At 74.2% G+C, this 15493-nt stretch carries 14 protein-coding genes; 12 read left to right on the top strand and 2 right to left on the bottom strand.

The features are described 5' to 3' along the window. The first annotated feature begins 95 nt into the window (after positions 1 to 95). Positions 96 to 1049: a TIGR03557 family F420-dependent LLM class oxidoreductase gene (locus ACFO0C_RS38455; protein ID WP_378071722.1), complete on the top strand. Its 954-nt coding sequence runs from the start codon at positions 96 to 98 to the stop codon at positions 1047 to 1049. Positions 1050 to 1082: 33 nt separating this feature from the next. Here ACFO0C_RS38455 and ACFO0C_RS38450 read toward each other — a convergent pair whose 3' ends face one another. After that, the gene (locus ACFO0C_RS38450) at positions 1083 to 1559 is read right to left on the bottom strand and encodes a nitroreductase family deazaflavin-dependent oxidoreductase (protein ID WP_378071721.1); all 477 of its coding nucleotides are present in this window, start codon (positions 1557 to 1559) and stop codon (positions 1083 to 1085) included. 114 nt (positions 1560 to 1673) lie between these two features. Further along, entirely contained in the window at positions 1674 to 3080 is a 1407-nt protein-coding gene (locus ACFO0C_RS38445; protein WP_378071720.1) for an aldehyde dehydrogenase family protein, read from the bottom strand. A gap of 151 nt (positions 3081 to 3231) precedes the next feature. Between ACFO0C_RS38445 and ACFO0C_RS38440 the strand changes: the two genes are divergently transcribed. The 11 genes from ACFO0C_RS38440 to ACFO0C_RS38390 form a co-directional block, all read left to right on the top strand. Next, a complete protein-coding gene (locus ACFO0C_RS38440; protein WP_378071719.1) occupies positions 3232 to 4866 on the top strand; it encodes a carbamoyltransferase family protein in 1635 nt (544 codons plus the stop codon). Continuing rightward, on the top strand, positions 4863 to 5897 hold the full coding sequence (locus ACFO0C_RS38435; protein WP_378071718.1) for a glycosyltransferase family 2 protein: 1035 nt from the start codon (positions 4863 to 4865) through the stop codon (positions 5895 to 5897). Before ACFO0C_RS38440 ends, ACFO0C_RS38435 begins: the two co-directional genes overlap by 4 nt. Beyond that, entirely contained in the window at positions 5894 to 7531 is a 1638-nt protein-coding gene (locus ACFO0C_RS38430; protein ID WP_378071717.1) for an HAD-IIIA family hydrolase, read from the top strand. Before ACFO0C_RS38435 ends, ACFO0C_RS38430 begins: the two co-directional genes overlap by 4 nt. After that, positions 7528 to 8439: a glycosyltransferase gene (locus ACFO0C_RS38425; RefSeq protein ID WP_378071716.1), complete on the top strand. Its 912-nt coding sequence runs from the start codon at positions 7528 to 7530 to the stop codon at positions 8437 to 8439. Before ACFO0C_RS38430 ends, ACFO0C_RS38425 begins: the two co-directional genes overlap by 4 nt. After that, positions 8424 to 9626 carry a glycosyltransferase gene (locus tag ACFO0C_RS38420; protein WP_378071715.1) on the top strand — a complete coding sequence of 401 codons (1203 nt, stop codon included), beginning with the start codon at positions 8424 to 8426 and terminating at the stop codon, positions 9624 to 9626. Before ACFO0C_RS38425 ends, ACFO0C_RS38420 begins: the two co-directional genes overlap by 16 nt. Beyond that, entirely contained in the window at positions 9623 to 10282 is a 660-nt protein-coding gene (locus tag ACFO0C_RS38415; RefSeq protein WP_378071714.1) for a D-sedoheptulose-7-phosphate isomerase, read from the top strand. Before ACFO0C_RS38420 ends, ACFO0C_RS38415 begins: the two co-directional genes overlap by 4 nt. Continuing rightward, positions 10279 to 11619 (top strand): PfkB family carbohydrate kinase, encoded by a 1341-nt coding sequence (locus ACFO0C_RS38410; RefSeq protein WP_378071713.1) that lies wholly within the window; start codon positions 10279 to 10281, stop codon positions 11617 to 11619. Before ACFO0C_RS38415 ends, ACFO0C_RS38410 begins: the two co-directional genes overlap by 4 nt. 5 nt (positions 11620 to 11624) lie before the next feature. Continuing rightward, a complete protein-coding gene (locus ACFO0C_RS38405; protein WP_378071712.1) occupies positions 11625 to 12305 on the top strand; it encodes an SDR family oxidoreductase in 681 nt (226 codons plus the stop codon). Beyond that, positions 12302 to 13237: a glycosyltransferase family 9 protein gene (locus tag ACFO0C_RS38400; protein ID WP_378071711.1), complete on the top strand. Its 936-nt coding sequence runs from the start codon at positions 12302 to 12304 to the stop codon at positions 13235 to 13237. Before ACFO0C_RS38405 ends, ACFO0C_RS38400 begins: the two co-directional genes overlap by 4 nt. Before the next feature lie 101 nt (positions 13238 to 13338). Further along, the gene (locus ACFO0C_RS38395; RefSeq protein WP_378071710.1) at positions 13339 to 14331 is read left to right on the top strand and encodes a DNA topoisomerase IB; all 993 of its coding nucleotides are present in this window, start codon (positions 13339 to 13341) and stop codon (positions 14329 to 14331) included. 133 nt (positions 14332 to 14464) lie between these two features. Continuing rightward, positions 14465 to 15493 (top strand): tetratricopeptide repeat protein (locus tag ACFO0C_RS38390; protein WP_378071709.1); only part of this gene is annotated, 1029 nt, incomplete at its 3' end.

Genomic DNA, 15493 nt, shown 5'->3' with positions numbered 1-15493 from the left:
CCCACCGATACTGCGCCGACCCACACCGTGCTCGCTCACGTCCCGGACCCTAACAGGCGACGTTTGTGCCGCTCATCGCCGGGAACGGAGACGGAATGAGAATCGGGTACAAGCTCGCGGCCGAGGCGTTCGGCCCGAAGGAGCTCGTCCGGCAGGCGATCCGCGCCGAGGAGGCCGGCTTCGACTTCGTCGAGATCAGCGACCACTACCACCCCTGGCTCGACGTGCAGGGGCACTCGCCGTTCGCGTGGAACGTGCTCAGCGCCATCGCCGTCCGGACCACCCGTCTCGGGCTGGCCACCGGCGTCACCTGCCCGACGACGCGCTACCACCCGGCGATCATCGCCCAGGCGGCGGCGACGCTCGCGATCCTCTCCGACGGGCGGTTCACGCTCGGTGTCGGGTCGGGGGAGCGGCTCAACGAACACGTCGTCGGGCAGGGTTTCGGCAGCGTCCGGGAACGGCACGAACGCCTGCGCGAGGCGCTGGACATCATCAACCTGCTCTGGCGGGGCGGCTACCGGTCGTACGAGGGAAAGCACTTGAGCCTGGAGGACGCCCGCGTCTTCGACCTGCCGGACACGCTGCCGCCGATCGCCGTGGCCGCCGGGGGCACGGCCGCCGCCGAACTGGCGGCGACCCACGGCAGTGGCCTGTTCGCCACCGAACCGCGCGCCGACCTGGTCACCGCATTCACCGGGAAGGGCGGCACGGGACCGAGGTACGCCGAGATGCCGGTCGCGTGGGCGCCCACCGAACAGGAGGCGATCACCGAGGCCCACCGCACCACCCGGTGGGCGGTCACCGGCTGGAAGGTGATGGCCGAGCTCCCCAACCCGGTCAACTTCGAGGCCGCGTCGGCCACCGTCACCGAGGACGACGTCCGCGAGCTGTTCACCGCCGGACCCGATCCCGAGCCGTACGCCGTGCGCTTCGCCGAGTACGCGGACGCCGGCTACGACCACATCGCCCTCATGAACACCGGCCCCGACCCGGACGGCTTCCTCGACTTCTACGCCAAGGAACTCCACGGCCGCCTCACCCGGTGACCGTGCACCGCTGCGGCGGGTGAGGTGAGACTTTCACCGTGTGCCCAGGGTGCCCTGCGTCGATGTGGGAGACGGGCGGGTGACGATGCGGAAGACCGGGAAACCGGGGGCGGCCGCGGCGATGTCGGCCTCGGGGGAGTCGGCCTTGAGGCCGTCGAAGAAGGCGCCCGTCTCCCAGGCCCACTTGCGCAGGTAGAGGCGGATCAGCTCGGGCTTGTCGGCGTCGGCCACCTCGACCGGGGTGAACCTCTCGGTGCGGCGGCCCAGGCGCAGCTCGCCCTCGCCGGCGACCCGCAGGTTACGGACCCACTGGGTGTGGCCGCGCGGGGAGAGCAGGTAGCGCTCGCCGTCCTGCGTGAACAGGTTGACCACGGTGGTGCGGATCTCGCCGGATCTGCGGCCCCTGATCGCGATGACCCGGCTGCCCATCAGGCTGATGCCGTGGGCGGTGAGCCACTTGGCGAGGTCGTTGAAGACATTCGATCCGCGGGTCGGCTTCAGGTATCGCACCGGTCGCTCCTCAGCTCTGCGAGAGCACTGCTCTCTCCTGAGGCCAGTGAACACCTGAACGCCGCTCACTGTCAAGAGCAGTGCTCTCTCAAGGGAGCGATGTGCGGGCGAGGGTCACCAGCCGGACGGCGGGGGCTCCAGGTGGAGGACCGCTGTGGTGGTGAGCTCGTCGAGGAGTTCGGGTCCGTAGCCGAAACCCTGGCCGCTCGCGCGCCGTGGGTGGGCCGCTCCTCCGGGAGCGCCGCCGAACACCGCGTTGACCTTGACGGTTCCGGTGGGCAGTGAGCGCCAGGCACGCTGGGCGTGACTCATCGACGCTGTCAGGACCGTCGCGGCCAGGCCGTACGGGGAGTCGGCGGCCCGGTCGAGGGCCTCCTCGAAGGACCGCACCGTGACGACCGGCGCGACCGGCCCGAACGTCTCCTCCCGCATCACCGCCATGTCGTCGGTGCACCCGGACAGGACGGTCGGCGGATACCAGGCGCCCGGCCCGGACGGCACCGACCCGCCGCTGACCAGGGTCGCCCCGTCCCGGACGGCGGCCTCCACCTGGCCGTGCACCGCCTCCCGCAGCCGCCGGTCGACGAGCGGCCCGATCCGCTCGATCCAGGTGCCGGCCTCCGCGCCGAGCGCCTCGACGAATGCGCCGGCGATCGAGTCGTGGACGTAGATCCGTTCGACGGCCACGCAGATCTGGCCCGAGTTGGCGAACGCCCCGAGCGCCGCCTGCCCGGCCGCCCACACCGGATCGACGTCGGCGTCGACGATCAGTGGGTCGCTGCCGCCGTTCTCCAGCAGTGCCTTCGCCCCGGTCCGGGCACAGGCCGCCGCGATGGCACGGCCGGTGGCGGTGGATCCGACGTGCGCGACCACGTCCACGTCGGAGCCGGCCAGGGCGGCGCCGACCGGCCCGTCGCCCTGGAGCACACCGAGCACCCCGGGTGGCAGGTGCGGCGCGATCAGCCGGGCCAGCCGCCAGCCGGTGGCGGGGGTGCGCTCGCTCGGCTTGTACACCACCGTGTTGCCGGTGACCAGCGCCGCCCCGAGGAGGCCGCAGGACACGGCGACCGGATCGTTCCACGGGGTGATCACCGCGACGACACCTCGCGGCCGGAACGCCATCAGGTCGATCGCGTCGTCGTCGCCGGCCAGGGTGCGCCCGCGATGGGTGGGGCCGAGTTCCGCGTACTGGCGCAGGGTCGCGACCCCGGCGCCGATCGACTCGGCCGCACCGTCGATGGTCCTGCCCATCTCGGCGGCCATGATCCCGGCGAGTTCTCCGGTGGCCTCGCCGATCGCGGTCGCGGCGGCGTGCAGGGCCGCGGCGCGGGTGGACGCGGGGGTGCCGGCCCAGCCGGGGGCGGCACTGCGGGCGGCCGCCACGGCGGCGGTCACATCGTCGTCGGAGGCGACCGGCACACGGGTGACCGGGCTGTCGTCGCGCGGATCGGCAACGGTCAGAACCCGGCCGGACGTGCCGGTCGTCCACTGTCCGCCGAGGAGTTGAGAGGCCTCATGCATGGCGGCAGGACTTCCCGCGCCGCGCCGTGCAAAACGTCGGCCGGTGACATATCGAAAGACGATCAGTGCAGGTCAGAGTGGATTTCAAAGAAAAACGGAGAAGTCGATGATCATGTGACTATTCGGGTGGACCCGGGGTACCCGGCCCGCCATGCGTGTTCTCGGGATCAACGCGATCTTCCATGATCCATCGGCGGCGGTGATCGTCGACGGTCGTGTGCTCGCCGCCGCGGAGGAGGAACGGTTCAGCCGCCGCAAGCACGGCAAGCGGCCGGTGCCGTTCTCCGCATGGGAGCTTCCGGAGCTGTCCGCCGCCTGGTGCCTGGCCGAGGCGGGGCTGCGGCCGGGCGACCTCGACGCGGTCGCCTACTCGTTCGACCCGGCGCTCTGCCGGGACCGGGCCGAACTGGACCTCGGCGACCCGTGGGACCACCTGCGCGCCGACTACGCCCGCCGGGCCCCGCAGTTCCTGGCGACCGCGTTGCCCGGGCTCGACCCCAACCGGGTCCGCTTCGTCCCGCACCATGTGGCGCACGCGGCGTCGGCCGGGCTCAGCGTGCCGGAGGACAGTGCGGTCCTGGTGCTCGACGGGCGCGGCGAGTCGGCCAGCCACCTGGCCGGGGCGTACCGGGGCGGGAAGCTGGAGACGTTCCGCTGCCAGGAGCTGCCGCACTCGCTCGGCCTGCTCTACGAGGACCTGACCCGTCACCTGGGGTTCCTGCACTCCAGCGACGAGTACAAGGTGATGGCCCTGGCCTCGTACGGCACGCCACGGTTCCTCGGGCCGCTGCGGGACCTCGTGCGGGCCGACGGCACCGGCGGGTTCACCGTGGACCGGATCGACTGGGACGCCCTGGCCCCGGCCCGCACCGGCGACGGCGAGATGACCGAAGCGCATGCCGACCTGGCCGCCAGCGTGCAGCAACGGCTCGAGGAGGTGCTGCTCGACCTGGCCCGGTGGACGTACGACGCGTCCGGCGGCCTGCCCACGCTGACCATGGCCGGCGGCACCGCCCTCAACTGTGTCGCCAACGCCCGGATCGCCGCCGAGGGCCCGTTCGGCCGGGTGTGGGTGCAACCGGCCGCCGGGGACGCGGGCACCGCTCTCGGCGCCGCGCTCGCTCTCGGCGCGGAGCACGTGCCGTTCACCACCGCGGCGCTCGGGCGCGGCTGGCGCGACGACGAGCTGGAGGCTGAACTGCGGCGGGCGGCCGTCCCCTACACCCGGCCGGAGTCGATCGCCGCCGAGGCCGCCGCCGTGCTGGCCGGCAACGGGATCGTCGCCTGGTATCAGGGCCGCAGCGAGTACGGCCCGCGCGCTCTCGGCCACCGGTCGTTGCTCGCGCATCCCGGCGACCGCGACACCCAGACCCGGATGAACGACGTGAAGGGCCGCGAGCAGTTCCGCCCGATCGCGCCGATGGTCCGCGCGGAACGCTTCCACGATCTCTTCGAGGGCGTCTACCCGAGCCCCTACATGCTCTTCGTGCACCGGGTGAAGCCGGAGTGGCGGGACCGGATCCCGGCGGTCACCCACGTCGACGGCACCGCCCGCGTACAGACCGTCCACGTCGGCGAGGAACCGCTCGTGGCCGCGATGCTCGCGGAGTTCGAGCGGCTCACCGGCCTGCCGGTGGTGGTCAACACGTCACTCAACACGGCCGGGCGGCCGATGGTCGACACCCCGCGCGAGGCGCTCGAACTGTTCGGCTCGGCGCCGGTCGACCTGCTCGCGATCGGCCCGTTCGCCGTCCACCGTGCCCGGACCTACGGCGGCGAGCGGTGATCACGGTCAGCGTCGTCGTCCCCACGATCGGGCGGCCGAGTCTCACCGACCTGCTGCGGGCACTCGGCACCCTCCCGGCCGGGATGGAACTGATCATCGTGGACGATCGCGCGGACGCCCGTACCCCCCTCGCTCCGGAGAACGCCGATCTCGTCGTCGCCGGACGCCGGGCCGGACCGGCCGCCGCCCGCAATGCCGGATGGCATGCCGCCCGTCACGAATGGGTCGCGTTCCTCGACGACGACGTCGTTCCGGAGCCGGGCTGGGCGTGGCGGCTGCTCGGCGACCTGCACGACGCCGGCCCGGACGTCGGCGGTGTGCAGGGGCGGATCCGGGTGCCGCCGCCGGAGGGCCGCCGGCCGACCGACTGGGAACGGGTCACCGCGGGCCTCGCCTCCGGTGAGTGGATCACCGCGGACATGGCCTACCGCCGGGTGGTCCTGGCGCGTTGCGGCGGCTTCGACGAGCGCCTGCCGCGGGCTTTCCGCGAGGACGCCGATCTCGCCCACCGTGTCCGGCGCGCCGGCTGGCAGCTGCGGCGAGGCCGGAGATCAACCACTCATCCGGTACGGCCAGAGGGCCCCCTGATCAGCCTGAGGCTCCAACGGGGCAACGCCGACGACGCCCTGATGCGCCGCCTCCACGGCCCCGGCTGGCGTACCGTCCTCGGCGTCCCACCCGGTCGCCGTCACCGCCACGCGCTGGTCACCGCCTGCCTGGCCGCGACCACCGCCTGCACCGCCGTCCGGCTGCTCGGCAGCCCGCGTGCCGGTCGCGCCTGGACCACCGGTGCCGCCCTGGCCGCTGCCGGCTGGGCCGTCGGCACCGCCGAGTTCGCCGCGGCCCGGATCCGCCCCGGTCCCCGCGACCGCCGCGAGGTGACCGCCATGCTCCTGACCAGCGTCGCCATTCCGCCGGTGGCGATCGCCCACTGGCTGCGCGGCTGGTTCCGCTGGCGTGACGCCCGCCCGCTGCAGCAGGCGCACGCCGACCGTTTCGCCGCCGTCACCGGCCCCGGGGGCCGGCCGTGAGCGGCGCACTGTTCGACGCGGTGCTCTTCGACCGGGACGGCACGCTCGTCGTGGACGTCCCCTACAACGGCGACCCGGCGCTGGTGCGGCCGATGCCGGGCGCCGGAGCGGCCCTGGATCGGCTGCGGGCGGCCGGGCTGCGGCTCGGCGTCGTGACCAACCAGTCCGGGCTGGCCCGCGGGCTGTTCACCGCCGATCAGCTGGACGCCGTGAACCGGCGGGTCGACGAGTTGCTCGGACCGTTCGACACGTGGCAGGTCTGCCCGCACGACGACTCCGCCGGGTGTGGCTGCCGCAAACCGCGGCCCGGCCTGGTGACGGCCGCCGCGGCCGCGCTCGGCGTCGACCCCGGCCGTTGCGTCGTCGTCGGCGACATCGGCCGCGACATGGAGGCCGCGCTCGCCGCCGGAGCCACCGGAATCCTGGTACCCACCACCGTCACGCTGCCCGCCGAGGTGGCCGCGGCGCCGGTCGTGGCAGCCGCTCCGGTCGTGGCAGCCGCTCCGGTCGTGGGCGCCGCTTCCGTCGCCGGTGATCTCGGGACGGCCGCCGACCTCATTCTGCGCCGCCAGGAGCTGCTGAAACCCGCCGATCGACCGGGGCGGCCCGGCCGGGTCCTGGCAGTGCGGTCCGACTCGGCCGGGGACGTCCTGGTCACCGGGCCCGCGATCCGCGCCCTGGCCGCCGGCGCCGATGAGGTGACGCTGCTCTGCGGCCCGCGCGGACGGGACGCCGCCGGACTCCTGCCCGGCGTCGGCGAGATCATCGCATGGCGGCTGCCGTGGATCGACCCGGAACCCGCGCCGGTCGAGCCGGACGACATGCGGGCGCTCGTCGACCGGCTGCGGCGGGCGCGCGTGGACGAGGCGGTGATCTTCACGTCGTTCCATCAGTCGCCACTGCCGCTGGCGTTGCTGCTGCGGATGGCGGGGATCGGGCGGATCACCGCGATCAGCGACGACTACCCCGGCTCGTTGCTGGACGTGCGTCATCGCGTACCGGATGACCTGCCGGAAGCAGAACGTGCCCTCAGCGTGGCGGCAGCGGCGGGGTTCTCTCTCCCCGGGAACGACGACGGGCGGTTGCGGGTGACCGTGTCGCCCCGGCCGCCCTCACCTCCCGGCGGCCATCTGGTCGTTCATCCCGGTGCCAGCTGCGCGGCCCGGGCCTGCCCGCCGGAGAATCTGCGCCGCATCGTCGCCGCGCTCGCCGCGGCCGGGCACCGCGTCGTGGTGACCGGCGGCCCCGGGGAAAGGCACCTGGCGGCGTACGTCGCGGGGGACGCCGGCGAGGACGCCGGGCCGATGCCGCTGGCCGGCCTCGCCGCGCTGATCGCCGGCGCCGCCTGCCTGATCGTCGGCAACACCGGCCCGGCGCATCTCGCCGCGGCCGTCGCCACACCGGTGATCAGCCTGTACGCCCCGACCGTCCCCTACCACCGGTGGGGTCCCTACCGCGTCCCGGCCGTGCGCCTCGGCGACGCCGCCGCGGCCTGCCGCGACACCCGGGCCACCCGCTGCCCGGTCCCCGGTCACCCCTGCCTGTCCGGCATCACACCGGACGACGTCCACACCGCGGTACGCCGGCTCGGCGTCACCGCCCGACAACCGAACGCCGACGAGGTGGCCGCGTGAACATCCTGCTCTGGCACGTGCACGGCTCCTGGACGACATCGTTCGTCCAGGGCAAACACCGCTATCTGGTGCCGGTGAACGACGCCCGCGACGAGTGGGGCCGCGGCCGGGCCCGGACCTTCCGGTGGCCCGCCTCGGCCGAGGAACTGCCCCTCGAGGAGATCCGCGACGTCGACGTGGCGATCGCCCAGCGGCCCGGGGAACTCGACCTGATCCCGCCGCACGTGCCGGTGATCTACGTCGAGCACAACACACCGAAGGGCGACGTGCCGTACACCCGGCACCCGCTCGCCGACCGCGACGATGTGGTGATCGCGCACGTCACCCACTTCAACGAGCTGTTCTGGGACTGCGGCGCCACCCGCACCACCGTGATCGAGCACGGGATCGTGGAGCCCGCCGCCCGCTGGACCGGCGAGCTCGAACGACTGGCGATCGTCACCAACGACCCCATCCGTCGTGGTCGGGTGACCGGAACTGATCTCTTCGAGCGCTTCCCGTCGGTGGACGTCTTCGGCATGGGTGTCACCGGGCTGACCGGGCTCGCCACCTACGAGGACCCGCCCCAGCACGAGATGCACGCGGCCGTCGCCCGGCGGCGCGCCTACCTGCACCTGTGCCGGTGGACGTCGCTCGGGCTCAGCCTGATCGAGGCCATGCGGATGGGCATGCCCGTCATCGCGCTGGCCACCACCGAGACGGTCGCCGCCGTCCCACCGGACGCCGGCGTCCTGTCCACCCGCGTCGGCGATCTCGTCGAGGCCGCCCACTGGCTGCTCGACGAACCGGACGAGGCCGCCCGCATCGGCGCCCGCGCCCGGCAGGTGTCCCTGGCCCGGTACGGGATCGACCGGTTCCTGGCCGACTGGGACCGGCTCCTGGAGGAGGAGACATGCGCATCGCGATGATCTCGGAACACGCCAGCCCGCTCGCGGCGCTCGGCGGTGTCGACGCCGGCGGGCAGAACGCGCACGTCGCCGAACTGGCCGCCGCGCTCGCCGGGCACGGCCACGACGTGCGCGTCTACACCCGGCGGGACGACCCGGACCTGCCCACCGTGGTGCCGATGTGCCCCGGCGTCGACGTCGTGCACGTCCCCGCCGGCCCGGCCGCCGTGCTCGCCAAGGACCGGCTGCTGCCGTTCATGGGCGCGTTCGCCGAGTGGACCGCCGCCGACTGGCGTGCCGCGTGGATGCCCGACGTGGTGCACGCCCACTTCTGGATGAGCGGGCTCGCCGCCCTCGAGGCCGGGCACGCCTGTGCCGTACCGGTCGTGCAGACCTTCCACGCGCTCGGCTCGGTGAAACGCCGCTATCAGGGCCGGGCCGACACCAGCCCGCCGCGGCGGATCGCCCTCGAACGGCACATCGGGCAGACCGCCGACCGGATCGTCGTCCAGTGCCGCGACGAGATCGGCGAACTCCTGCGGCTCGGCGTGCCCCGATCCCGGATGTCGCTCGTCCCGTCGGGCGTCAACACCGAACGGTTCCGCGTCCACGGGCCGGCCGTTCCACGCCGGCCCGGGTACGCGCGCATCCTCACCGTGGCCCGGCTCGTCGAACGCAAAGGCGTCGAGGACACCATCCGGGCCCTGCCCCTGGTACCCGGCGCCGAACTCGTCGTCGTCGGTGGGCCGCCCACGGGCGGACTGCACGCCGACCCGTACGCCCGACGGCTCCTCGACCTCGCCCGGCACTGCCGGGTCGGTGACCGCGTCACCCTCGTCGGTGCCGTGCCACCGGGCGAGATGCCGGCCTGGTACCGGTCGGCGGACGTGCTCGCGGCGACACCCTGGTACGAGCCGTTCGGGCTGACGCCGCTCGAAGCCATGGCCTGCGGGGTGCCGGTCGTCGCGACCGCGGTCGGCGGGCTCGTCGACACCGTCGTCGGCGGGATCACCGGCGACCTGGTGCCGCCCCGTGACCCGCGGGCGCTGGCCGCGGCACTGCGGCGTCTGCTCGGCGACGACGTGCGGCGGTTCGGCTACGGCGCCGCGGCCGCCGACCGGGCCGCCGCCTCCTACGCGTGGCCGAGGATCGCCGAACTGCTCACCGCCGTCTACGCGGCCGCCGCCGACCTGGAGGTCGCGGCATGAGTCTCCTCGACGCCCATCTCACCGGGCTGGTCCAGGCGCTGCCGCCGTACCGGTCGCAGGCCGGCCGGCTGGCGCGGTGGGGCGCCCATCTGGCCCGGCACCTGGCCGGTGGCGGCCGGTTGCTCGTCGCCGGGAACGGCGGCAGCGCGGCCGAGGCCCAGCACCTGGCCGCCGAACTCGTCGGGAAGCTCCGCGAGGACCGGATGCCACTGTCGGCGATCGCCCTCACCCCGGACTCGTCGGCGATCACCGCGATCGGCAACGACTACGGGTTCGAGGAGGTGTTCGCCCGTCAGGTGCGGGCGCACGGGCGCAGGGGCGACGTCCTCATGCTGATGTCCACCAGCGGGCGTAGTCCGAATCTGATCACTGCGGCGCGGGCGGCCGAGGAGCTCGGCATGCTGACCTGGGCCCTGGTGGGGGAGCGGCCCAACCCGCTCGCCGAAGTCTGCCGGGAGTCGCTGTGCTGCCCGTCGCCGGACAGCCAGGTCGTCCAGGAGCTGCACCTCGTCTCGGTTCATCTGTTGTGCGAGTACGTGGACCGCTACCTGCCGCGATTCACCACGGACCGCGAGCCGGCCGGGCTCGCCGCGGCCGGTGGTGATCGCCCTTTCGGGCACGGCAACGACGATCTGGAGGAGATGGTGAACGTATGAGGCTCGTCATCGTCGGCGACACCCTGCTCGACCGGGACGTGCAGGGCACCGTCACCCGCATCGCGCCGGACGCGCCGGCGCCCGTCCTGGACGAGGAGTCGACCCGCGAACGACCCGGTGGCGCGGGCCTCGCCGCCCTGCTCGCCGCCGCCCAGGGCCACGAGGTCTCCCTGGTCACGGCCCTGGCCGCGGACGCCGCCGGCGCCCGGCTGAGTGAGCTGCTCACCGCGGCCGGCATCAAGGTGTACGCCCTGTCGCTGCCCGGTTCCACCCCGGAGAAGGTCCGGCTGCGCGCGTCCGGCCAGGTGCTGCTCCGACTGGACCGCGGCGGCCCGCCCCAGCCGCCGGGAGACGCACCGATCGCCGTCCTCGAGGTGGTGCGGGATGCCAGCGCGATCCTGGTCAGCGACTACGGCCGGGGCATGGCCCGGCATCCGGTCCTGCGTGCCGCGATCGAGGAGGCGAAGGCGCCGGTCGTGTGGGACCCGCACCCGAACGGCCCGCCACCGGTACCCAACGCCCGCCTGGTCACCCCGAACGAGGCCGAGGCCCGGCGGCTCTCCGGCGACGCCGGCAACGGCTCGGGACTCTCCACCGCCCAGCGCACCGGCCACCTGCTCCGCCAGCGCTGGAAGGCGGGCGCGGTGGTGGTCACCCGGGGAGCGCAGGGGGCGGTGCTCTGCCAGGGCACCCCCGCACCGCTGGTGGTCCCGGTCCCGGCGACCTCCGGCGGGGACACGTGCGGCGCCGGCGACGCGTTCGCCACCGCCGCGACGATCGCCCTGGCCCGCGGCGCCCTGGTCTCGGAAGCCGTGACGGAGGCGGTAGCCGCCGCGAGCCGCTATGTCGCGGGACCGGACGGACTGCCGGTGATGCGGGAAGAGGCCGCCCGGGAACAGGCCGGGCGCCTCGCCGACGCGGTCCGTGCCCGGGGTGGCACCGTGGTCGCGACCGGTGGCTGCTTCGACCTGCTGCACACCGGCCATCTCGCCACCCTGCGTGCCGCCCGTGACCTCGGTGACTGCCTCATCGTCTGCCTGAACAGCGACGACTCGGTACGCCGCCTGAAGGGTGCCGGCCGTCCCCTGACCCGCCAGGACGACCGGGGCCGTCTGCTCGCCGCCCTCGACTGTGTCGACGCCGTGGTCGTCTTCGACGAGCCCACCCCGGAGCCGGTCCTCACCTGGCTGCGGCCCGACGTCTGGGTGAAGGGCGGTGACTACGACACGGTGCCCGAGGCCGGGGTCGTCGAACGCTGGGGCGGCCAGACCGTGATCGTCCCCTACCTGGACGGCCGATCCACCACGAGGACCATCGCCGAAGCACGCAGGAGGTAACGCGCATGGACGCCGTCATCGTCACCGGAGGGTCCAGTGGTCTGGGCGCCGCCGTCGTGGACGCCGTGGTCGAGGCGGGTGGTCGCCCGTACGTCATCGATCGCTCGCCGCCGCGGGCGGGCGTCGAGTGGATCGCCTGCGATCTCGCCGACACCCGCGCCGCCGAACAGGCGACCCGTGATCTGATCGCCCGGGCCGGCGGCAGCGTCGACGGCGTGGTCACCGCGGCCGGCATGGACGTGCCGGGCACGCTCGAGGAGGTCCCCGGCGAGGTCTGGGACCGCATCGTGACCGTCGACCTGCTCGCCACGGCGGCGGTGATCCGGGCCGCGATCCCCGCCCTCAAGCAGTCCCACGGCGCGATCGTCACGGTCTCGTCGACGCTGGGGATCAAGGCGGTGTCCGACGCGACCGCCTACTGTGCCGCCAAGTTCGGTGTCGTCGGCTTCACCCGTGCGCTCGCCGCGGAACTGGCCGGGCAGGTCGGCGTCACGCTGCTGATCCCCGGCGGCATGCGCACGAGGTTCTTCGACGACCGTGACGAGAGGTACCGGCCGGGTCCGGACGCGATCCTCAACGACCCGGCGAACGTGGCGGCCGCGGTCCTCTTCGCGCTCGGTCAGCCCGCCGGTTGTGCGGTCCGCGAACTCGTCGTGGCGGCGGAGACGGAGAGTTCGTACCCGTGATCCTGGTTCTGCGCGCTCTCGGCGTGGGTGATCTGGCGACCGCGGTGCCCGCCCTGCGCGGGCTCCGCGCCGCCTACCCCGGCGAGACGCTGTGCCTGGCCGCCCCGGCCTGGCTCACCCCGCTGATCCTCACGATCGGTGGCATCGACCGGATCGTCCCGGCCGCCGAACTCGAACCCCTCGACGCGGCGCCGGTACGGCCGGCCCTCGCCGTCAACCTGCACGGCTCCGGCCCCGAATCGCACCGCCGTCTGCGGGCGCTGCGGCCCGGCGCACTGTGGGCGTTCGCGAACCGTGCGGCCGGTCACCACGACGGCCCCGGCTGGATCGGCGACGAGCACGAGGTCCGCCGCTGGTGCCGGCTGGTCCGCTACTACGGCGTGGCCTGCGACGAGGACGACCTGGACCTGCACGTTCCGGACGCCGAGGTGCCGGCCGGGGTGACGATCATCCATCCGGGCGCGAAGTCACCGGCCCGGCGCTGGCCTCCGGACCGCTTCGCGTCCGTCGCACGGCGTCTGGTCGCGGCGGGCCATCAGGTCCTGGTCACCGGTTCCCGGCAGGAGCACGACCTGTGCGTACGGGTGGCCGAGCTCGCCGGTCTCCCCGGTGCGGCGGTCCCCCGGACCGGCCTCGGCGACCTGGCCGCCCTGGTCGCCGCCGCCCGCCTGGTGATCTGTGGCGACACCGGGGTCGCCCACCTCGCGACGGCCTACCGCACCCCGTCGGTCGTCCTGTTCGGCCCGGTCGCGCCGGCGTGCTGGGGCCCGCCCGTCACCCGCCCGTTCCACCGCGCCCTGTGGCACGGCACGCAGACCACCCGCGGCGATCTGCCCGGCCCGGTCCACCCGGCCCTGCTGGCGGTCACCCCGGACGAGGTGCTGACCGCCGCGACCGAGGTCCTGACCGCCGGGCGGCCGGTGAGCCGGTGACGACCGTCATAGGTACCGGCCGGGCGGGATCCGATTGAGCCGTACCGCAGGGGGGATTGCGGTGCGTGCGGCCGGTACCGGCCAGGGGGAGGGTGACCGCCATGCGGTTACGGCGCAGCGATCCGGGTGGGCCGGGTCTGTCCCGGCGCGGGGCGGGCCGGGGGTTCACCTACCGCGACGTGGACGGCGCTCCGCTGCGCGACACCGGAACCGTCGAACGGATCAGGAGCCTGGTCATTCCACCGGCGTGGCGGGACGTCTGGATCTCGCCGGATCCGCGCGGCCACATCCAGGCCACCGGCGTCGACGCGGCCGGCCGCCGGCAGTACCTGTACCACCCGGCCTGGCGTGAGCAACGGGACCGGGTGAAGTTCGACCACGCGCTGGAGGCCGCCGGTCGCCTGCCGGAGATCCGTGACCGGCTGCGCGCCGACCTGACCGGCCGGGGACTGAGCCGGGACCGGGTCCTGGCCGCCATCGTGAGCCTGCTCGACATGGGGATGTTCCGGGTCGGTGGCGAGGAGTCGGCGGCCCGGGAGGAGGACCCCACCTACGGCCTGTCCACGCTCCGCCCGGACCACCTGCGGGTTCGCGGCGGTTGCGTGCTCCTGGAGTTCACCGGCAAGTCCGGCGTCCAGCACGCGTCGGTGGTCGGTGACGGCGAGGTCTGCGCCGTGCTCCGTGACCTGAGACGCCGGCGCCGGGGCGAGGACCGCCTGTTCGCCTACTGGGATCCGGCCCGCCGCCGCTGGCAGGAGGTCCGCGCCGACACCGTCAACGACTACCTGCGGGACATCACCGGCGAGCAGATGACCGCCAAGGACTTCCGCACCTGGCACGGCACCGTCCGCGCCGCCACCGCGCTGGCCGAGGCGGGACCGCGGCCCACCGTCACCGGGCGCCGGAAGGCCGTCGCCCACGCCATGCGCGAGGTGGCCGACCTGCTGGGCAACACGCCGGCCGTGGCCCGGAGCTCCTACGTCGACCCCCGGGTGGTGGAAGCCTATGCGGAGGGCGAGGTCATCGACGCCGGCGTCACCGATCCGCCGGAACAGGCCGAGCAGCAGGTACGCGAACTCCTCACCGGCGGCTGACGACCCGGACGGCGCGCACCGGGATCGATATGTCGACACGTGGGGGGAATTATCGGGTTCGATCATCCCCGGCCGTCCGGACCGGCGACCCGACCGGGACCGGGGCTGGCCCGGGCAGGCCATACTGGCCCGCATGTCCGAGAATGCTGTGCTCCGGCACGCCGAATCCGGTGACTGGGAGCACGCCGTCGCCCACGCTCAGCGGGCCGTCGCGGCCGGCCGTCCCCTCGATGCGGAGGACGCCTGGCCGGCGGTGATGGTGCTCTACCTCCGAGGCGATCTGGTGGGTGCCTCGGCCGTACGCGCGATGGCTCGTCCCGGGGGCGGGGAAGCTGATCGCGCGCTGCTGGCGGCTTGGTCGGCGAGTGTCGCGTGGGCTCGCGGTGAGGTGGACGCCTGCCGTGACCTGGCCGAGGAGGCCCTGGCCCGCGCCGCGGGGGAGCCGCGGGCGCTGGCGGCCGCGCACACCGCGCTCGCGCTGCTCGCCGCGGCCGAGGGGGACCGCCGGGGCAACGAGCGGCACTACGCGCTGGGTCTGGCCGCGGCCGAGCGGTGCGAGGACCGCACCCAGCAGCTCCGGATCCGGACCAACCGGGCGTCGCAGCGGATGGAGGAGGGCGACCTCACCGGCGCGCTGTCCGAGCTGGATCACGTGTTGTGGCGGTTCGGGTTCGGGCCGGACGCGCATCCCAACGGTCTCGGCCTGGCCCACAACAACCGTGCCGAGATCCTGATACGGGCCGGCCGGCTCGCCGAGGCGCGGGACGGGTTCCGGACCGCGCTGACCGTGCTGCAGCGGGCCGGGGCCGCCGGGGTGGCGTACGCGCTGGCCGGGCTGGGGGAGACGCACGAGGCGCGCGGCGATCTGACGCAGGCGCGGGCCGCCTACGAGGAGGCGGTCGAGGTCGCCGGCGAGCGGGGGTTCAGCCAGGCGCTGGTCCCGGCGCTGTGCGGGCTGGCCCGGGTGCTCGCCGCGACCGGTGATGTGACGGCGGCGCGGACCGCGGGCCGGCGGGCGGTCGCCGAGGCCACCAGCCTGACCGCGCCCCAGGCGTACGCCGCGGCCGGCTGGGCGGCCCTGCCGGAGGACCCGGCGGCCGCCCGCGGGCACGCCGACGAGGCGATTGAGCTGGCCCGCACCGGCCGCCGTCCCGCCGCCCTC

The sequence above is a fragment of the Actinoplanes subglobosus genome (genome assembly GCF_042650585.1).
Lineage (GTDB): Bacteria > Actinomycetota > Actinomycetes > Mycobacteriales > Micromonosporaceae > Actinoplanes > Actinoplanes subglobosus.
This window is presented reverse-complemented; position numbering and strand designations above follow the sequence as displayed.